We start from the raw sequence: 20086 nt of genomic DNA, 5'->3' as shown, positions 1-20086 counted from the left end.
ATTAGCTATTAAGGGTTTTTACTTTGCAATTTATCGCACTTACTTCTATCGGAATCGAAAATTTATTGGTTGATGAACTTACAGAGCTTGGCGCTACGGTGTCAAAACAAACTGTGGGTTCTGTTCGCTTTGAGGCTGACTCATTGCTAGCGCAAAAGGTGTGTTTATCAACACGCTTTGCTACGCGTGTACTTATGCTTATTGAAGAAAAAGAAGGCGTAAATGACAAAGACAGCTTGTATAAATTTGCACGCTTACAACCTTGGCAAGAGTGGTTTGGGCCTACGCAAACCTTTGCTGTTGACTTTAATGGCACAAACGACTCGCTTAAAAATACCCAGTTTTCAGGGTTAGTGATTAAAGATGCGATTGTTGATTATTTTAATGATCTGTATGAACAGCGCCCAAATGTTGATAAGCAAGATGCGAATGTACGAGTGGTTGCACGTTTAAATCGCCATGGTGTTTCACTTTATATTGATTATTCAGGCCCGCGTTTATCAGAGCGTGGTTACCGTCAAGGTCAAGGTAAAGCACCAATTAAAGAACATTTAGCTGCAGCAATTATTAAACGCAGTGGCTGGCTTGAAAATGTTAACCAGCCTTTATTTGATCCCTGTTGTGGTGCTGGTACTATTTTAATTGAAGCCGCTGGAATGGCGCGTAATGAAGCGCCAGGTCTATTTCGTGAAGGCTTTGCGTTTGAACGTTTACCTAGCTTTAGAGTGGCAAAATTTAAAGAACTAAAAGAGCAGCTTTTAGCAAATATTACCGACCCTAAATTGTGGTTGATTGGCCATGATTACGACGCAAATGTCCTTGATAAAGCCATTGCCAATGCGCAGCGCGCAGAACTTGATACGGTAATTAAGTTTAAACAAAGCGATGCAACTAAATTGACTGCGGTTGCTAAATTGCCGGGTGTTGTTATTTCTAATTTACCTTATGGTGAGCGAATTGGCTCTATGGCTGAGCTGGTTAACTTACATCGCAGTTTAGGTGTTGGCTTTAAAAAACACTTCAACCACTGGAAACTAGCTTTATTAGGCATGGATGAAAGCTTGTTTAAACTGCTTAAATTGGTTAAGCAAAAACGTTATAAATTTAAAAATGGCCCACTTGATGTTGAATTAAACTTGTATCAACTTGATGACAAGCAAGTGAGTCTTACCACGGATGATAAACCGGCTTTAAACTTTGAAGGCTCAATGGCTTTTGCTAATCGCTTGAAAAAGAATAAGCAAGGCTTAAAAAATTGGCTTAAGCAAAATCAAGTACACGCCTATCGCGTGTATGATGCAGATATTCCTGAATATAACGTTGCGGTTGATATTTATGGTGATTCAGCGGTTATTTTTGAATACGCAGCACCAAAAGAAATTGATGAAAAAACCTCAGAAAAACGCTTGCAAGATGTTATTAGCTTAACAGCGCAACAACTGGATATTGCACCTGAAAACATTGCGGTAAAAGTACGTAAAAAGCAAAAAGGTGAAGAACAATATACCCCGATGGCTAAGCAAAACAGAACCATGGTGGTAGAGGAGTTTGGTGCTAAGTTTAAAGTTAACTTATTTGATTACTTAGACACCGGACTATTTTTAGATCACCGTCTTGCGCGTCGTTACATTCAAGAAAATGCAAAAGATAAGCGCTTTTTAAATCTGTTTGCCTACACGGGAACAGCGTCGGTTCATGCTGCATTAGGCGGTGCAAAAGCGATTACTACCGTTGATTTATCTAAAACCTACCTAAAATGGGGGCAAGATAACTTTGCGCTTAACGATATTAGCAATACGCGTTATCGGTTTGAGCAAGCAGACTGTTTAAAATGGTTAGAGCATGCACAAGGCCAATACGACTTGATCTTTTTAGACCCTCCAACATTTTCTAACTCTAAGCGAATGAAAGATGCGTTTGATGTACAAAATGATCACATTAAGCTGTTAACTTGGGTTAAAAAAATATTGAGCCCATCGGGTACGCTTATATTTTCTAACAATAAACGCGGCTTTGTGATGGACGAAGTAGGGTTAATGGGCTTAGGCTTAAAAGCGGAAAATATTTCAGAAAAAACCTTATCTCCCGATTTTAAACGTAATAAAAAAATTCATAATAGCTGGTTAATTAAACATGGCTAAGTGGGTTTTATATCACACAGACGGTTGCCACTTGTGTGAGCAAGCTGAGCAACTGTTAAAACCGTTACTTTCATCAGCTGATGAATTACAACTTATTGATATTATGAGCGATGACTCATTAATTTTAGAGTATCAAATCAGTATTCCGGTTTTAAAAAATCAACAAGGCCAGCAATTGTTTTGGCCGTTTACTGCACCTCAGGCGCAGCAGTTTTTAGCGCAAGCAGAATAAGAGTAAAGATTAATTATGGATTTAATTAGAATTTCAAAAGCACAATTAGCCTACGGGACGCACCCATTATTAGATAATGCCGATGCGGTTATAGAAAGCGGCGAACGTGTGTGTATTGTAGGGCGTAACGGTGCAGGAAAATCAACGCTTCTAAAAGTCTTAGATGGCCAAGTAATACTCGATGACGGCGAAATAAACCAAGTCGGTAGTTTAAAAATATCGCGTTTAGAACAAGATCCGCCTAAAGGGGCAAGCGGCACTGTATTTGATTATGTTGCCCAAGGTATGCCTGAAATTGCTAACTTACTGATTGATTTTCATCATGTAAGTACACAATTGCAAACAGATTGTACTGATCAGTTACTCAACAAACTAGAGCGCTTATCAAATAAGTTAGAAGCAGCTGATGGCTGGCGTTTTGATAGCCGTATTCAACTGGTTTTAACCCAACTAGAATTAACCCCCGATGCAAAACTAGAATCACTTTCTGGTGGTTGGTTACGTAAAGTTGCACTTGCGCGTGCGCTAGTGAGCGAGCCTGATTTATTATTACTCGATGAGCCTACCAACCACTTAGATATGACAAGTGTAATGTGGTTAGAGCAATTTTTAAAAGAGTTTAAAGGCGGGATTGTATTTATATCGCATGACCGTGCTTTTATTCGCGCCGTTGCAACACGTATTTTAGATTTAGATCGCGGTAAACTAATTTCTTATCCAGGTGATTATGCCACTTACTTAGAACAAAAAGCGCATGATTTAAAAGTGGAAGAAACGCAAAATGCATTGTTCGATAAGCGTTTAGCAGAAGAAGAAGCGTGGATCCGCCAAGGTGTTAAAGCGCGTCGTACGCGTAACGAAGGGCGAGTTCGTGAGCTTAAACAATTACGTAATGAGCGTAAAAAACGCGTTGATCAAGTAGGCAAAACCGATTTCAATATTGAAACGGCTGATCGTTCAGGTAAATTAGTGTTTGAAGCGAAACACTTAAACCATGCATTTAAAGATAAAATCATTGCTGATGACTTCTCTACTTTGGTTATGCGTGGTGATCGTATTGGATTAGTCGGCCCTAATGGTATTGGTAAAACGACCTTATTAAAGCTTCTATTCGGAGATTTAAAAGCAGACAGTGGCGAAATAAAGCAAGGTGTTAATTTAGAGTTTGCGTATTTTGATCAGTACCGTGAAAAGCTTAATGAAGAAGCGACCGTTCAGGACAACGTAGCTGAGGGTAAGCAAGAGGTCATGATGGGCGGGCGTTCTCGTCATGTATTAGGTTATTTACAAGACTTTTTGTTCCCGCCAGCACGTGCTCGCACCCCCGTAAAAGCGCTCTCAGGTGGTGAAAAAAATAGATTACTTCTGGCTAAGTTGTTCTTAAAGCCATCAAATATATTGGTACTTGATGAGCCTACCAACGACTTAGACATAGAAACGTTAGAGCTACTAGAAGATATCATCAATCAATACCAAGGTACTGTGCTGATTGTTAGCCATGACCGAGAGTTTATTGATAATACGTGTTCGAGTGTATGGGCCTTTGAGGGTAACGGCAAGGTAACAGATATCGTTGGCGGCTACAGCGATTATGAAGCCTATACCAACTATTTAGCAGAGCAAGAAAAGAAGCAGCAACAGCAGCCAGTTAAAAAGGTTGAAAAACCAGAGCCGGCACCCGTTAAAAGTAATAACAAAGCAAATAAACTCTCTTACAAATTAAAACTTGAACTAGAGCAACTACCTAATAAAATGGAACAACTTGAAGCTGAGCTTGAAAAACAACAAGAACGAGTAAGTCACGAAGACTTTTTCAAGCAAGACAGTGATGTAACAGCTAAGGAATTGAACCATTTAGCCCAACTCGAGTCTGACCTTGAAGCCGCTTTTGAGCGTTGGGAAGAACTTGAAGAATTAAAGAATCAGTAGTAAGGAATAAAATGAAATATAAATTACTCGCGGCCAGTGTTTTAGCAACACTGAGTACATCGGCATTAAGTGCTACCTATGCGTTAACGGAGTTAGGTAACTTTGAAAACGCAAAACATACTTATGTTACCGATGTGAGTGAAAACGGACATGTCATTGGGCTTGCTAATGGCTTATACAATATCCCAATTGATATTAGTTATATTGATTTTACCGATAGTTTAATTAAGAACGCTTATACTAATGAAGTAAATTCATTTGAACTAAGTGACAAAGAAATTACGTTTACACTTGATGACATCGAAAACAACGACGCTATTTATACCAATGCTGATGCGCATACTTTTATGGTTCGTTTTTTGTCAAACTTATCTGCTAACTTTGAATATCAAAAAATTAGCTCAATTGTTGCTACAAATTACAACAGTGGTGTAATTACAGAGCAATCTTTGTTTGATGTGGCTTCGGTTGATTATGATGGGTTAACGCGATCGACCAGCAATTTTTATAATGCTGTTGCACAGGACGGTACGACCGTAGGTTGGGGCAGTGCACCGTTTGATAAAATCACTTTTACACCAGATGGTGAAACTGAAGAAGAAACTTGGTTTACCCGAGAGTTTATAGAACGTGGTATTTTAATTTCTGAAGGCGGTGTAGAAGTGCCGCTTGTTCCAGAATTTACTGAACATGGTGGGACGAGTAAAGCGTCTGATATTGTTGCCACTGACACGGGTTACGTTGTTGTTGGTAATGTATCAGTGAGTATCCCTACAGAGAGACAAACCTTAATTGCTGATAATTGTGATGGTCTTGATGAACCTGTAATGACGTGTATTGAATCAATTAATAGTCGTAACACACGTGGTTTATTTAATAAAACAGCGGTTAAGTGGACATTAGATAGTGCCTATAATGTAACCTCAACAGAATTGTTAGGTTTAGCGCTGACACCAAAAGAAGATGAAGACAGTAACCCATTTATTAGTAATGCATTAGCGGTTAATAAAAATGGCGTTGCGGCCGGTTTTTCTAATACCCGTTACTTTGATAGAGATTCCACAATTTTAACGATGCCAGTTTACTTTAAAGATGGTGAAGTGGTTGATTTTATTGAACAAAGAGATGACTGGCAAAGTGGTAAAGCATTTGCTATCAACGATAACGATATTGTTGTAGGTTATGCGACCAAGCGAATAGAAGGCACGCTAAGAAATAAACTTTTTTACCATGATATAAATACAAACACGACCGTGTTTCCTGAAGATTACTTTATAAGCTCAAGCTCATATGCAAATGACATTAATAATCAAGGTTACATTGTTGGTGAAGGTGAAATTGGTGAATCTGAGAACACCCGCCGTTCAGAAGCCTTCATTTATAAAATTGGCGATGACAAGATCACTAACCTAAATAAATTGCTGCCTTGTTATGACAGTGATGGTGAAACCAGTTTCAGCTATAAAATGGTAGAAGCTAAATCGATTAATGAAAACAACGAAGTATTTGGTGTTGCGACTAAAACAGTTGAAAAACGAAATTCATTGGGCGGAGTTGTTACCGATGTAAATGGTAATATTGAATATGAAAGTGTAGCCGTTGCGGTAAAACTTTCGCCTATCCCTAATGGTGAAGTTGAGAATTGTAAAGCCCCAGATGCTGAATTTTACGAACGCAGTTCTGCGAGCTTTTCTTGGCTTGGTTTATTATTACTACCACTTGTTGGTTTAAGACGTGTATTTAGATTTTAAATGAGCTTAAATCGTTAAACAGAACGACTAAAAAACCCAACTTGTTAAGTTGGGTTTTTTTTGTCTATAGTAATGTAAGCATTTAAAGGAAGAGAGGCTAATTATTTCTCATTCCCCATGCCCGCCTTACAGAGCGGCGCCACATTAGATCTATTCCAAAGTAGCCAATAACACTGGCGATAGAGGCGCATACCAAAGAACCGACTAAGAATGCAGGGCCAATTGTCGTTAAGCTTTCTATAAACCATGCCCAACTGGCTTCGAACGCAAAGTGTTGTTCTGGTTGATTAAGTACTAATGTACCAACAAGGTAGGAGCCGTAAAAAATTGGCGGCATACTCAGTGGATTAGTGATCCATACTAGCGCAACAGAAATGGGTAAATTAACTCTCAAAATTATCGCTGCGGCAGCCGCGAGCACCATTTGAAAAGGAACAGGGATGAAAGCAAAAAAAAGCCCAACAGCAAAAGCACCTCGTGCCGAACGTCTATTTAAATGCCAAAGGTTAGCATCATGTAAAAGACGGCCAAATATTCTTAGCGATTTGTGATGTCTAATTTTATTTGGATCGGGTAAAAACCGTTGGATCGTTTTTTTAGCCATTTAAAGCAACCATTTACTTCTGTGTGGATGAGTCTTGGGTTTGTTATCGGAGTTGTTGTTACCGTATTTTATTACCAAACCCTTGAATTTATAGTTATCACAATTTCAATCCTCATTGTGAGCACGTATTTTAAGCCGTTTTTAACTGTATTGTTAGGCTTTATTTGCGGTATTTGCTGTGTAGCGGCACATTTTATCTTGTTTTATTCATTAGAATTACCTAATGAGCACGAAAAATATGCTTATTCAGTCAATGTTGTTGTCGAAGAGGTTATTTCTTCAACACCTCCACAATACGTAAAAGTGAAAATAACCCGTTTGGAAGATAGCGAATATAGTCAGTTTAGAGCACCTAATGCCTTATTAAGTATTAATTCAACACAACCTATTCAGCCAGGTGATGCTTTTACTGCTCAAGTTAGGTTAAAAAATTTTAGGGGGATTAAAAATTTTACTGTGTTCGACAGTCAACTCTATGCCTTTACACAAAAAATAGCGTTTAAAGGTACAGTATTAAATAAGCAGTTAGCGATTTACAACCGCCCACAAAATAATCATATCGCGGCTTATAGGACTTATGTCAAAAAGCTCGTAAGTAGTGCTGAACTTAATTGGCTATATTACGTGCTCTTAACCGGAGACAAGTCGTTAATGACCTTTGAGCATAAACAATTAATGCAAAGTCTTGGGTTAAGTCATTTACTGGCTATTTCTGGATTGCATATCTCTTTGGTTTTCGGCTTTTGTTATTTTGCAGTGCGCTGTTTTCTTAAGTTGATTAAGCCTGAACTAAATCAATCATTAAATATTGCTATTTTTTATAGCGCTGCTGGCTTTGTTGCCGCTTTTATTTATGTTTACTTGAGTGATTTCATTATTTCGGCAACCCGCGCCTTAATTATGTTGGGTTGTTATTTGTTGCTTTATTATTTAGCGAAGCAAGCGCTTAGATGGCGAAGTATTTTATATGCGTTGGTTATTATTCTAGCGGTTAATCCATTTAGTTTGCTTAATCCTGGCCTGTATTTTTCCTTTTTAGCGGTATGTATTATTTTTATGGTTTTAAAACAGTTTCCGCTGCGAGGTCATTCATTGTTAGCCAATATTCGCACTCTTTTTGTTATTCAACTGGGATTATTTATTGGCTTATTACCGCTGTCATTATACTTTTTTAATGGCGTGAGTTTAGCAGGTTTAGTTTTAAATCTTGTCGCTATTCCCATTTTATCTTTTGTATTAATGCCTGCTTTATTTTTAAGTGTGTTGCTGGGGTTATTAACCGACTGGCATGCGTTTATTGTGTTGTATGATTTTCCACTGACCTATATTTATCAAATGTTGCTGGCGATACCGCAGCACATACGTTGGCTTAATGTTGGTCAGGTAAGTATAACCACTGTGGTGCTGCTTTATAGTGTAGTTCCTTTACTTTATTTTATTGAGCTTCGCGTACTGGCGTGTATTCCGCTTTTGACTCTACTCTCTAATTATTACTTTACGCAATCTAGCCTTTGGCAGTTGAACGTATTTGATGTAGGCCATGGCCTTATGGTACTGATAAAAAAAGATAAGCATGCGTTTATTTATGATTTTGGCCCGAGTTACTTTAATCGCTTTAGTCGTGTGCCTAGTGTATTACTACCCTATATTGACGCCCATAATCTAACGGTAAGTACCGCGATTGTCAGTCATCAAGATAACGATCATGCCGGAGGTGTTGCGCATTTTAAAGCGGCCGGTTATGCATGGAGTTTTGATTATTTTCATCCAAATGGTGTATATAACGACTGTATAGCAACAACACTCGATTTTAATGGATTGAGTATTCAAACTTTTGCTAAAGAGGAATTTAATAATAGTAATGATAATTCCTGTATCGTTAAAATCTCAGCTGCAAACTATAGTGTGCTACTTACCGGTGACATATCAAAGACGCGAGAGTCGCAATTAATTAAAAAGAAAGATGATTTACAAAGTACCGTTTTGATAAGCCCACACCACGGCAGTGACAGCTCCTCGAGTGACGAGTTTATTAAGGCAGTAAACCCAACGATTGTGATTCATTCAAGTGCCTATCAAGGTCAGTGGCAATTTCCAAGTAAAGCGGTAGTTGAGCGTTACAATAAAATAAACGCCAAACAATATAGCACCGGTGATGTAGGACAAGTTAGGGTTGATTTTTATGCTAAGCACCTTGAGCTTACTACAGCGAGGGCGCAGGAAAGTTATTGGTTTATCAAAGATTGACGTTTTGTTTTGCTGTTGCTAAGGATACAATAGAGGCTGTCAGTGGTTTTAGAGAGTGTTATGGATCAAAGTACTACACAAATTTATAAACGGCTTGTTTCTTACGTTGGTGCCTATAAGTCGGTTGCCATCGTCGCAATTATTGGAATGATAGGTTATTCAGGTATGGATGCATTATTCATCCAACTGATGAAGCCGTTTATCGATGAAGGTTTAAATGAGCGTAATAGTCAGGTACTTACTTATGCGCCATTTGTGGTTATTGCGTTGGTGATCGGGCGTGGCGTATTTAATTTTATGTCATCGTACTGTTTAAGCTATGTTGGTTCGCAGGTAGTGCGTGCGCTTCGCCAAGAACTATTTGAGCATATATTACATTTGCCAGTATCGTTTCATGATAAAAACTCGACTGGCGACCTTATTTCAAAAATTACCTTTGATACAGAGCAAGTACAGCAAGCGATTACCAAAGCACTGCTTATTGTAGTTCGTGAAGGCGCTTTTGTGGTGTTTTTACTTGCAGTTATGTTTTATACCAGCTGGCAATTATCGTTAATCTTTTTAGTTATTATTCCATTAGTGGCTATTATAGTGGCGGTGGTATCTAAACGTTTTCGTCATATATCTAAAAATATTCAGTCTGCGATGGGGCAAGTTACCCGCAGCTCAGAGCAAATGCTCAGTGGTCACAAAGTGATCCACGGCTTTGGTGGTCAAACTCAAGAAATCGATCAATTTTCTAAAATTAATAATCATAATCGCCAGCAACGTATCAAAATGGATGCGACTAAGGCGTTAAGTGTCTCTATCATTCAAATTTTAGCCGCCAGTGCAATGGCCGTTATTTTATGGGTGGTGTCTATGCCCTCAATGATAGACAGTATTAGCTCTGGGGATTTTGTAGTGCTCATTTCTTCGATGATGATGTTACTACGCCCGTTAAAACAGCTTGCCAATGTGAACAGCGATTTACAACGCGGTATTTCAGCTGCGCAGAGTGTATTTTTAGTGCTAGATGAAGAAATAGAAAAAGACACGGGCACCTTATCGGTTGACAAAGTTAAAGGTCATATTGAGGTAAAAAATGTCACCTTTAAATACCCAACTAAAGACGAGCCGGTATTAAATAATTTGTCTATGACTATTAAAGCGGGCGAGAGCATTGCGCTTGTTGGTCGCTCAGGCTCGGGTAAATCCACCATATCAAACTTACTACCTCGCTATTATGATTTAGAAGCGCCCAGTGAAATATTACTGGATGGTATTGCTTTAAATGAATATAAGCTCACCGATTTACGTCGTCAATTTGCTTTAGTATCGCAGCAAGTGGTACTTTTTAATGACACGATTGCAAATAATATTTGTTATGGCCTCCAACGCGATGTATCGATGGAAGAGCTTCATGCTGTGGCTAAACAAGCTCATGTCTGGGAGTTTGTTGAAGATTTACCGGAACAACTTAACACTATGGTTGGTGAGAATGGGGTGATGCTTTCAGGTGGTCAGCGTCAACGTATCGCGATTGCTCGCGCAATATTAAAAGATGCACCAATTTTAATTTTAGATGAAGCGACCTCGGCGCTGGATACTGAATCAGAAAAACTCATTCAACATGCCCTCGATACATTAATGAAAGACAAAACGTCTATTGTAATTGCGCATAGGTTATCGACTATTGAAAATAGTGACCGCATTTATGTAATAGACAGTGGTCAAGTTATTGAAAGTGGTACCCATACAGACTTACTTGCTAACGATGGCACTTATTCTGCGTTATGCAAAATGCAGTTTGGTGAGCAAGGGTGAGTAAAATAGAGCAAAGCTGGTATAAACCTTTTAGCTTAATTACGTTATTGCTATTACCACTGTCCGCTATTTTTGGCTGTATTTCTTTGCTACGTAGATATTGCTATAAGTTCGGCATTTTTAAATCGTTTATCAGCAAAACACCGGTTATTGTGGTTGGTAATATAAGCGTTGGCGGTAATGGTAAAACGCCGTTTGTATTGTGGCTTTATGATTATTTAACTGCTAAAGGTTTATCTGTTGGTTTAATTAGTCGAGGTTACGGCGGGCAAGCAACTCATTACCCGTTATTGGTTACTGCACAAACGACTACACGAGAGGCTGGGGATGAGCCGGTACTTTTATTTAATCGTTTACAGTGCCCATTAGTGGTTGGCCCTAATAGGCAACACAATATAGAAAAGCTCAACGCAAACTTTAAGCTTGATGTGATCATTTCTGATGATGGCATGCAGCATTACAAAATGGCACGCAGCATAGAATGTTGTATTGTTGATAGCGAAAGAAAATTTGGTAATGGTTTGCTAATGCCCGCAGGGCCACTGCGCGAAACCGTCTCTCGATTAAAGAGCGTAGACGTAGTAATTGAAAATGGCTCTGAGGATGAGTTTAGTTATCGCTTGCAGCCATCGGTTATTAAACGCGTTGCCGATAACACGGATATAGCGACGCCTTTAAAGGCTGCGCATGCGGTGAGTGCTATTGGTAACCCAGGTCGTTTTGAGGCTTCACTGCAAGCACAAGGTATTAAATTACTGTCTACACATCATTTTCGCGATCATTATGCTTATAGCGCTGATGATTTCGCTCAATTTGGCGATGACTGTGTATTAATGACAGAAAAAGATGCGGTTAAATGCCGTGATTTTGCAAAACCTAATTGGTATTACCTGCCTGTTGATGCTCAACCAACAGCGGCGGTAATAAACACATTAAATTTACTATTAAAAGAAAAAGGGATCCATCATGGCCTTTGATACGAAGTTACTCGAAATTATTGCTTGCCCCGTGTGTAAAGGTAAGTTGCGCTTTGATAAAGAAAACCAAGAGCTGATCAGTACAGCTGCAAAGCTTGCTTATCCTGTACGCGATGATATTCCGGTATTACTTGAAAATGAAGCCCGAGAATTGTCTCTTGAAGAGGTAGAAAAGTGGAATTCGTAGTTGTTATTCCTGCGCGTTACGCTTCTACTCGTTTGCCAGGTAAACCACTTGCTGATATTTGTGGCAAGCCAATGATCCAACATGTCTATGAAAAAGCGTGTTTGTCGGGAGCGAGTAAAGTGGTTATTGCCACCGATCATCAAAAAGTATTTGATGCGGCTAAACACTTTACCAATGATGTATTGATGACTCGAGAAGATCATCAATCAGGGACTGAACGGTTAGCAGAAGTCGTTGATTTACTAAATTTATCAGAAGATACTATCGTGGTTAATGTGCAGGGCGATGAACCATTATTATCCCCTGATAACGTGTCACAAGTGGCTACATTATTAGCGCAATCAACCGCGCCAATGGCAACCCTCAGTGTTGCCATTGAAGAGCGTGATGAGGTCTTTAACCCTAATGCGGTTAAAGTGGTCAGCGATATTAATAAAAATGCCTTATATTTTTCAAGAGCCAGCATTCCATTTGATAGAAGTGCCATGATGGCAGAGCAGCAACCACTTAATTTAGCGCCTTTTCAACGCCATGTGGGTATTTACGCGTATCGCGCTGGCTTTATAAAGCAATATATTCAATTATCGGTATCACCATTAGAAGTTTTAGAATCACTAGAGCAGCTAAGGGTGCTTTACCATGGCTATGCGATTAAAATAGAGCAAGCGGTGGTTACCCCTCATGCTGGGGTTGATACACCAGAGGATTTAGCTAAAGTCGTTGCGCATATTCAAAGTAAAGCGCGTGAATAAAGCAGATACGCCTGTGTTAAAAGTGCAATACACGCACGATGATTTTTATATTATAACTAAACCTGCAGGGCTTAATTTTCATTCAGAAGAAAGCCCTGGTTTTGTGTTTCTTGCTGAGCAACAACTAAACGAAAAATTGTTTGCGGTTCACCGTCTAGACAAAGTGACTTCAGGGCTGATCATATTAGCGCGGCATAAAGACGCTGCGGCAAAGTTTACCCAGATGTTTACTGAGCATACTATTAATAAATTTTATTTAGCTGTAAGTGATTCTAAGCCTAAAAAAAAGCAAGGTTGGGTTAAAGGAGACATGGCGAAGTCACGTCGGGGTACTTTTAAACTATTAAACTCGCAAATAAATCCCGCAATTACGCGGTTTTATTCATTTAGTTTTAAAAGTGGTTTTAGAGCTTACCTATTAAAACCCTATTCGGGTAAAACCCATCAGCTCAGAGTTGCTTTAAAGAGTTTGGGTGCCCCCATAATGGGTGATGCGAGTTATGCAGGCAGCCCTGCAGAGCGTACCTATTTACATGCATTTGCGCTGGATTTTTTATGGAAAGGGCAAAAAATACAACATACCCTGTTGCCAGAATCTGGTGAAGAGTATGCGCAATTGATAAAACATCAAGATTTTAATTCTTGGCAAACGCCGTGGAAACTGGATTGGTAAATGAGTGAACAAGTAACTGATATCCGCTTTGGTGGTATTAAACGACTGTATGGTCAACAGCAATTTGAGTGGTTACAGCAAGCACATTTTTGTGTTGTGGGTATTGGTGGTGTAGGCAGTTGGACTGCTGAAGCACTAGCGCGTACCGGCGTAGGTAAAATCACCTTAATTGATTTAGATGATATTTGTGCAACTAATGTAAATCGTCAAATTCATGCCTTAACAGGCACAATAGGGGAAGCTAAAGTTGATTCGATGAAAACTCGCTGCAAGCTTATCAACCCTGAGTGTGTGGTGAATGTGATTGATGACTTTATTAGCCTTGATAATATTCAAGAACATATTCAAGGTTTTGATTATGTAATAGATTGTATTGATGCGGTTAAAGAAAAAGCGGCGTTAATAGCTCACTGTAAACGTAATAAAATGCCTATAATTACAACTGGCGGTGCAGGTGGTCAAACCGATCCGAGTCAAATTACCTTTGGCGATGTGGCAAAAACCACTCAAGATCCATTACTTGCAAAAGTGCGTTACATTTTGCGTAAACAATATAATTTCAGTTCAAACCCAAAACGTAAATTTAATATTGACTGTGTATATTCCACTGAACAGCTTGTTTACCCAGGTAGTGACGGCAGTGTGTGTCATGCGAAGCAAAATGCTGATGGCAGTATGAACATGGATTGTAATAATGGCTTTGGCTCAGTGACGATGATCACCGGTAGTTTTGGTTTTTTTGTTGCCGCTAAAGCGGTTCGAAAATACTTAGACAAGCGTGCGCGTCTAAATACTTAGATAAAGTGTTTTGGTTTAATAGTATTTAAAAAGCGCTTAAAGCGCTTTTTGTTTGGCCATGGTTTGTATTGTTTCAACCATGGCTTTTACTCCATTACCCCTAGACGCACTCAAATGACTGATTAAGCCAAGCTTTTCAAATTCATCATAAGCATTTACTGCTAACACTTCTTCGGGTGTTAAACCGTTATACAGGGCTAAAATTAACGCCAATAAGCCTTTTACTATGCGAGTATCAGAGTCACCAATTACAACCAGTGCATTCTCGGTTAGGTCAAACTCAACAAACATCCATACTTTACTCTCACAGCCTGGCACTAACGCATCATCTGTTTTTAATATATCGGCTAAAGGTGGCAGCGTTTTACCGAGTAACATAATTTCACGGTACTTTTGTTGCCAGCTACTACTGCTTTGAATACTTTTAGTTACGAGTTGATATGTGTGTGTCATTATTTATCCAAATTAGTCTAATAAAGCAATGCATTCTTTGAGTGCGGCAATAAATTGGTCTACATCTTTAGTCGTATTATAAAAAGCAAAACTCGCTCTCAGTGAACCATTTAGGTTTAAATGACTCATTAAAGGTTGGGTACAATGATGACCACTTCGTACAGCAATACCATAGCCGTCAAGTAAAGTTGACAGATCATAAGGATGTTCATTTTTATAATTAAAGCAAAGTGTGCCAATATTCGATTTGAGGTCGCTGTAGATAATAATACCGTCTATTTTGCTCAATGCGTTCGCTGCATAAATAAACAACTGCTGTTCATAGTGCTGTAATGTTTGCAGATCAAGCGCCATTAAATACTCAAGTGCAGCGCCAAAACCTAAAACACCGGCTATATTTGGCGTTCCTGCTTCAAATTTAGCCGGTGCATTACGATAAGTACTGTGCGTTAAGGTTACTTTTTCAATCATTTCACCGCCTGTTTGATAAGGCGATAGTGCATTAAGGGCTGTATAACGGCCATATAAACCGCCTAGCCCTGTTGGCCCCACCATTTTATGAGCAGAAAACACGTAAAAATCACAATCGAGCTTTTTTAAATTCGGTCTTAAATGCAGCGCCCCTTGTGCGCCATCGACTAAGGTTAGCGCGCCTACCGCCTTAGCTGAGGCTATTAAGGGGACTAAATCAGTAATATTGCCTAGCGCATTAGAAGCGTGAGTAATAGCCAGTAGTGCAGGGTTGGTGCGCTTAATCACTTCACAACACTGTGCTATATCAAACGTAGCATCTGCATTAAGTGGTAAAGTTTTTAATGTTGCCCCGGTTTGCGCTGCCAGTTCTTGCCACGGCACGATATTAGCGTGGTGTTCGATTGGGCTAATTAAAATAGTGTCAGCAGCTGTTAATGTATTTCTTAAGCCATGAGCAACTAAGTTAATCGCTTCAGTGGCACCTTTGGTCCAGACAATTTCGTTACTGGTTACCTGAAAATAATCGGCAACGCGTTGACGTACTTGCTCATAAGCCGCTGTAGCTTGCTCACTCAGCGTATGACGTCCGCGGTGAACATTTGCATTCTGTAAGGTGTAAAACTGTGTCGTAGCGTCAATCACGCATTGTGGTTTTTGTGTTGTTGCTGCTGAGTCTAAATAAACCAAAGGGTAGCCATTGATTGTCTGATTTAGAGTAGGAAAGTCATTACGGATTTTTTTAGGATCAAACGAGGACACAGACATAGGCTCATAAAGTTAATCAAGTGGGCAGGAATTGTAATCTGTTTAAGATAATTCTCAAGTAGCAGGTAATAAAAAAGGCCGCAGAGGCGGCCTTTTAAACTAACTTAATGCTTAGCGCTTGTCAGTTGCTTTATAATCACGGTGTGTTTCACCTGTGTAAAGCTGACGTGGACGGCTGATCTTATGACCAGGTTGAGAAAGCATCTCGTCCCAGTGTGAGATCCAACCTACAGTACGTGCCATTGCAAAGATTACAGTGAACATGCTGGTAGGGATGCCGATTGCTTTTAAGATAATACCTGAGTAGAAATCTACATTAGGGTAAAGTTTCTTCTCAACAAAGTACGGGTCTTCAAGTGCAATTTGCTCTAGTTTCATTGCGATATCAAGTAATGGATCTTGAATGTTTAGCTCTGCTAACACTTCATGACATGTTTGACGCATTACTGTTGCACGAGGATCGAAGTTTTTATAAACACGGTGTCCAAAGCCCATAAGACGGAACGGGTCCGCTTTATCTTTTGCTTTTGCTACGTATTCGTCAATGCGATCAACTGAGCCAATTTCTTCTAACATGTTTAAACATGCTTCGTTAGCACCGCCGTGAGCAGGGCCCCAAAGTGATGCAATACCCGCAGCAATACATGCATAAGGGTTAGCACCAGAAGAACCTGCTAAACGTACTGTAGACGTTGATGCATTTTGCTCATGGTCAGCATGAAGCATGAAGATTTTATCCATTGCTTTAGCTGTGACAGGGTTTACTTTGTATTCTTCAGCAGGCACAGAGAACATCATGTGTAAGAAGTTTTCTGCATAGCTTAAGTCATTGCGTGGATATACAAATGGTTGACCGATGTTTGTTTTGTACGCCATTGCTGCAATTGTTGGTAACTTAGCAACTAATTTAATAGCGCTTGTTTTACGTTGAACTGCATCAGTGATATCCAGATCTTCATGGTAGAAAGAAGATAAAGCACCAACCACACCACATAGCATCGCCATAGGGTGAGCGTCAAAACGGAAACCTTGGAAGAAGTTTGCGATTTTTTCATCTAGCATAGTGCTACGAGTGATTTTTGTAGCGAAATCATCGTATTGCTCTTTAGTTGGTAACTCACCATTTAATAGTAAGTAGCATAACTCAACGTAGTTAGAGCTTTCTGCTAACTGTTCGATTGGGTAACCACGGTGTAATAAAACACCCTTGCCACCATCGATGTAAGTGATGGTAGATTCACAAGAACCAGTCGACATGAAACCTGGGTCATAAGTAAAGTGACCATGTGAGCCGAGTGTACGTACGTCAATTACATCTTGGCCAGCAGTACCTTGATAAATTGGAAGTTCGATTGGATCTAGCCCATCAATATGGACCGTGGCTTTCTTATCTGCCATCTATGTATCTCCTATTAAGATAACTATTCTGATTTTTATATTCTAAAATCTATTCTAAGCACATCTTTACATTTTAACGTGAAAGAGGGGTATAAAGTCAATTTTTATAAGTATTATGCACATATGTATAATAAATATTCGGTATAGATTGAATATTATACCATTGGCTAATTCGCAAACGACTCAAAGTAAACAAGAATTGTAAAAGAGTCTCCGGCTATATATACTAACGGAGGTTTTTAACCAATTTGTATTTGGGTAAACTTTTTTTTACATAATAATTTTCATAAAAAGTGAACTTTATTAGTATCAATACGTTTATTTTGATAGTTCCACCAGAAACATTTGGTGGGTTTTAGAAAAACAAGTAGATGAGCCCCACTGCGGGCAAGATGGGCAAGTAACTGTGAAAAAGCAAAGACCTGTAAATCTAGATCTAACAACTATATCTATGCCGGCAACGGCTAAAGCTTCAATTTTTCACCGCGTCACCGGTGTTGCATTATTTTTTGCTTTAACGTTTGTCATTTGGGCTTGGTCAGAGTCTCTTTCTTCAGCTGAAGGTTTTGAATTCGTCAAGAGTCTGTTTAACGGATTCATTGCCAAATTTATAGCTTGGGGCACCCTTTCTGTATTGGGTTATCACCTTATCGGTGGTATCCGTCACATTATTATGGATATGGGGCATTGGGAAGAACTTGAATCAGGCAATACTAGCGCTAAAATTGCGATGGCACTTGGCGTTGTGTTTGCTGTATTGGCAGGGGTGTGGATATGGTCTTAAATCAAGCAACTCTTAAACGTGATGGCGTACAAGATTTTGTATCTTTACGCACAACGGCATTAATAATCAGCGCGTATGCAATCTTTATTATTGGCTATTTTTTAGCAATGCCAGAAGTCACATATGAAGCCTGGACAGGCCTATTCTCAAACCTAGCAATGAAAGGGGCAACGTTAATCACCCTAGTTTGCATTATGGTTCATACCCGTATCGGCCTTTGGCAGGTTCTTACCGACTATGTAAAGAACGCTAAATTGCGTGCTTTTTTAGGCTTTGTACTAAACCTAATGGCTGTTGCTTACGTAGCTGTGGGTTTAATCGTTTTATGGGGTGTTTAAGTGAAATATTCTGTTCGTGAATTTGACGCCGTAGTAATTGGTGCCGGTGGTGCAGGTATGCGCGCTGCTCTTGCTATTACTGAATCTGGCAAAACATGTGCGCTAATCTCTAAAGTTTTCCCGACACGCTCACACACTGTATCTGCTCAAGGCGGTATTACAGTCGCGTTAGGTAACTCGCATGAAGATAACTGGGAATGGCATATGTATGATACCGTTAAAGGTTCCGATTTTATCGGTGACCAAGACGCTATCGAATACATGTGTCAAACTGGCCCAGAAGCTATTACTGAATTAGAAAACATGGGCTTACCATTTTCGCGTTTTGAAAATGGCCGTGTTTACCAACGTCCTTTCGGTGGTCAATCGAAAAACTTTGGTGGTGAACAAGCTGCGCGTACTGCAGCAGCAGCTGACCGTACGGGCCATGCATTATTACACCTTCTTTATCAACAAAACGTTAAAAACAAAACCAATGTATTCTCAGAATGGTATGCACTTGATTTAGTTAAAAACGATAATGGCGATGTAGTAGGCTGTACAGCGATTGAAATTGAAACAGGTGAAATCACCTTCTTCAAATCAAAAGCAGTTGTGTTAGCGACAGGTGGTGCAGGTCGTATTTTCGCATCAACAACCAATGCTCACATTAATACCGGTGACGGTGTTGGTATGGCTGCACGTGCTGGTATTTCTATGCAAGACATGGAAATGTGGCAGTTCCACCCGACAGGTATAGCTGGCGCTGGTACGCTAGTAACTGAAGGTTGTCGTGGTGAAGGTGGTTATCTTTTAAATAAAGATGGCGAACGCTTCATGGAACGTTACGCACCAAATGCTAAAGATTTAGCGTCTCGTGACGTTGTTGCTCGTTCAATGATGACAGAAATTCGTGAAGGTCGTGGTTGTGATGGTCCTTGGGGTCCTCACCTTAAGTTGAAACTTGACCACTTAGGCGAAGAAACGCTTAACTTACGTCTTCCAGGTGTATGTGATCTTGCTAAAACATTTGCTCACGTTGACCCTGCAAAAGAACCGATTCCAGTTATCCCAACATGTCACTACATGATGGGTGGTGTGCCAACAAACGTAAATGGTCAAGTACTTAATATCGATGCTGCTGGCAACGAAAAAGTAGTACAAGGTTTATTTGCTGTTGGTGAGATTGCGTGTGTATCTGTACATGGTGCTAACCGCTTAGGTGGTAACTCATTACTTGACTTAGTTGTATTTGGCCGTGCAGCAGGTAACTTCTTAGGTAAATACCTAAATGACGTTGAAATTTCTAAAGCGGCTTCAGAGTCTGACCTAGAAGCGTCTCTTGCGCGCTTTAACCGTTGGGAAAACTCAACAGCTGGTCAAGGCGAAGACCCAGTTCAAATCAAGAAAGACCTACAACAATGTATGCAGCTTAACTTCTCGGTATTCCGTGAAGGTGACTCAATGGCTACAGGTCTTACTGAACTTAAAGAAATCCGTGAACGTTTACAGCACGCGCGTCTTGATGACAAATCATCAGACTTTAACACCATGCGTATTGAATGTTTAGAACTAGACAACTTAATGGAAACAGCTTACTCAACTGCAGTAGCTGCAAACTTCCGTACTGAAAGCCGTGGCGCACACTCTCGCTTTGACTTCCCAGATCGTGATGACGAAAACTGGTTATGTCACTCAGTATTTAATCCGGTAACGGATGAAATGAGCAAGCGTAAAGTAAACTACGAGCCTAAAACACGTGAAGCTTTCCCACCTAAAGCACGTACCTACTAGGAGC

Annotated in this window: 18 protein-coding genes; 14 read left to right on the top strand and 4 right to left on the bottom strand. The window is 39.8% G+C overall.

Annotated features, from left to right (window positions below):
* Positions 1 to 23: 23 nt before the first annotated feature.
* From rlmKL to PISS_RS08140, 4 genes are read left to right on the top strand one after another with little or no spacing between them, the layout of a single operon-like run.
* Positions 24 to 2141 carry a bifunctional 23S rRNA (guanine(2069)-N(7))-methyltransferase RlmK/23S rRNA (guanine(2445)-N(2))-methyltransferase RlmL gene (gene rlmKL, locus PISS_RS08155; RefSeq protein WP_024603050.1) on the top strand — a complete coding sequence of 706 codons (2118 nt, stop codon included), beginning with the start codon at positions 24 to 26 and terminating at the stop codon, positions 2139 to 2141.
* Positions 2134 to 2373, top strand: coding sequence for a glutaredoxin family protein (locus tag PISS_RS08150; RefSeq protein WP_016900376.1), 240 nt, complete (start codon positions 2134 to 2136; stop codon positions 2371 to 2373). Before rlmKL ends, PISS_RS08150 begins: the two co-directional genes overlap by 8 nt.
* Positions 2374 to 2388: 15 nt before the next feature.
* Positions 2389 to 4302 carry an ATP-binding cassette ATPase Uup gene (uup, locus tag PISS_RS08145; RefSeq protein WP_058154687.1) on the top strand — a complete coding sequence of 638 codons (1914 nt, stop codon included), beginning with the start codon at positions 2389 to 2391 and terminating at the stop codon, positions 4300 to 4302.
* 11 nt (positions 4303 to 4313) lie between these two features.
* Positions 4314 to 6053: a DUF3466 family protein gene (locus PISS_RS08140; protein WP_024603047.1), complete on the top strand. Its 1740-nt coding sequence runs from the start codon at positions 4314 to 4316 to the stop codon at positions 6051 to 6053.
* A 97-nt stretch (positions 6054 to 6150) separates the two neighbouring features.
* Here PISS_RS08140 and PISS_RS08135 read toward each other — a convergent pair whose 3' ends face one another.
* Positions 6151 to 6657: a DUF2062 domain-containing protein gene (locus tag PISS_RS08135; RefSeq protein ID WP_058154685.1), complete on the bottom strand. Its 507-nt coding sequence runs from the start codon at positions 6655 to 6657 to the stop codon at positions 6151 to 6153.
* Here PISS_RS08135 and PISS_RS08130 point away from each other — a divergent pair.
* Genes PISS_RS08130 through tcdA form a run of 7 tightly spaced genes read left to right on the top strand, consistent with a single transcriptional unit; the run spans position 6637 to position 14097 of the window.
* Positions 6637 to 8904, top strand: coding sequence for a DNA internalization-related competence protein ComEC/Rec2 (locus PISS_RS08130; protein WP_058154683.1), 2268 nt, complete (start codon positions 6637 to 6639; stop codon positions 8902 to 8904). The genes PISS_RS08135 and PISS_RS08130 overlap by 21 nt on opposite strands.
* A gap of 60 nt (positions 8905 to 8964) precedes the next feature.
* On the top strand, positions 8965 to 10710 hold the full coding sequence (gene msbA, locus PISS_RS08125) for a lipid A export permease/ATP-binding protein MsbA (RefSeq protein ID WP_058154681.1): 1746 nt from the start codon (positions 8965 to 8967) through the stop codon (positions 10708 to 10710).
* Positions 10707 to 11687, top strand: coding sequence for a tetraacyldisaccharide 4'-kinase (lpxK, locus tag PISS_RS08120; RefSeq protein WP_058154680.1), 981 nt, complete (start codon positions 10707 to 10709; stop codon positions 11685 to 11687). The genes msbA and lpxK overlap by 4 nt, the downstream gene beginning before the upstream one ends.
* Positions 11677 to 11874 carry a Trm112 family protein gene (locus PISS_RS08115; RefSeq protein WP_008112074.1) on the top strand — a complete coding sequence of 66 codons (198 nt, stop codon included), beginning with the start codon at positions 11677 to 11679 and terminating at the stop codon, positions 11872 to 11874. The genes lpxK and PISS_RS08115 overlap by 11 nt, the downstream gene beginning before the upstream one ends.
* On the top strand, positions 11862 to 12626 hold the full coding sequence (kdsB, locus tag PISS_RS08110) for a 3-deoxy-manno-octulosonate cytidylyltransferase (protein WP_058154678.1): 765 nt from the start codon (positions 11862 to 11864) through the stop codon (positions 12624 to 12626). Before PISS_RS08115 ends, kdsB begins: the two co-directional genes overlap by 13 nt.
* Entirely contained in the window at positions 12619 to 13299 is a 681-nt protein-coding gene (locus tag PISS_RS08105) for a TIGR01621 family pseudouridine synthase (protein ID WP_058154677.1), read from the top strand. Before kdsB ends, PISS_RS08105 begins: the two co-directional genes overlap by 8 nt.
* Positions 13300 to 14097, top strand: a complete 798-nt coding sequence (gene tcdA, locus PISS_RS08100; protein ID WP_058154675.1) for a tRNA cyclic N6-threonylcarbamoyladenosine(37) synthase TcdA — start codon at positions 13300 to 13302, stop codon at positions 14095 to 14097. It begins immediately after the preceding gene.
* A gap of 36 nt (positions 14098 to 14133) precedes the next feature.
* Here the strand turns inward: tcdA and PISS_RS08095 are convergent, their stop codons facing one another.
* The 3 genes from PISS_RS08095 to PISS_RS08085 form a co-directional block, all read right to left on the bottom strand.
* Positions 14134 to 14550, bottom strand: a complete 417-nt coding sequence (locus PISS_RS08095) for a SufE family protein (protein ID WP_024603040.1) — start codon at positions 14548 to 14550, stop codon at positions 14134 to 14136.
* Between the two features lie 12 nt (positions 14551 to 14562).
* Positions 14563 to 15789, bottom strand: a complete 1227-nt coding sequence (locus tag PISS_RS08090; protein WP_036954659.1) for an aminotransferase class V-fold PLP-dependent enzyme — start codon at positions 15787 to 15789, stop codon at positions 14563 to 14565.
* Positions 15790 to 15900: 111 nt separating this feature from the next.
* A complete protein-coding gene (locus PISS_RS08085) occupies positions 15901 to 17187 on the bottom strand; it encodes a citrate synthase (RefSeq protein ID WP_013465014.1) in 1287 nt (428 codons plus the stop codon).
* Positions 17188 to 17593: 406 nt separating this feature from the next.
* Here PISS_RS08085 and sdhC point away from each other — a divergent pair, with 406 nt between their 5' ends.
* Genes sdhC through sdhA form a run of 3 tightly spaced genes read left to right on the top strand, consistent with a single transcriptional unit; the run spans position 17594 to position 20082 of the window.
* Positions 17594 to 17971, top strand: a complete 378-nt coding sequence (gene sdhC, locus PISS_RS08080) for a succinate dehydrogenase, cytochrome b556 subunit (RefSeq protein ID WP_076916082.1) — start codon at positions 17594 to 17596, stop codon at positions 17969 to 17971.
* Positions 17962 to 18309 (top strand): succinate dehydrogenase, hydrophobic membrane anchor protein, encoded by a 348-nt coding sequence (gene sdhD / locus PISS_RS08075; protein WP_013465012.1) that lies wholly within the window; start codon positions 17962 to 17964, stop codon positions 18307 to 18309. Before sdhC ends, sdhD begins: the two co-directional genes overlap by 10 nt.
* Positions 18310 to 20082, top strand: coding sequence for a succinate dehydrogenase flavoprotein subunit (sdhA, locus tag PISS_RS08070; protein WP_013465011.1), 1773 nt, complete (start codon positions 18310 to 18312; stop codon positions 20080 to 20082).
* Positions 20083 to 20086 lie beyond the last annotated feature (4 nt).

This window comes from Pseudoalteromonas issachenkonii, assembly GCF_002310795.1.
GTDB lineage: Bacteria > Pseudomonadota > Gammaproteobacteria > Enterobacterales > Alteromonadaceae > Pseudoalteromonas > Pseudoalteromonas tetraodonis.
The sequence above is the reverse complement of the archived record's forward strand: the minus strand, read 5'-3'. Positions and strand labels throughout refer to the sequence as shown.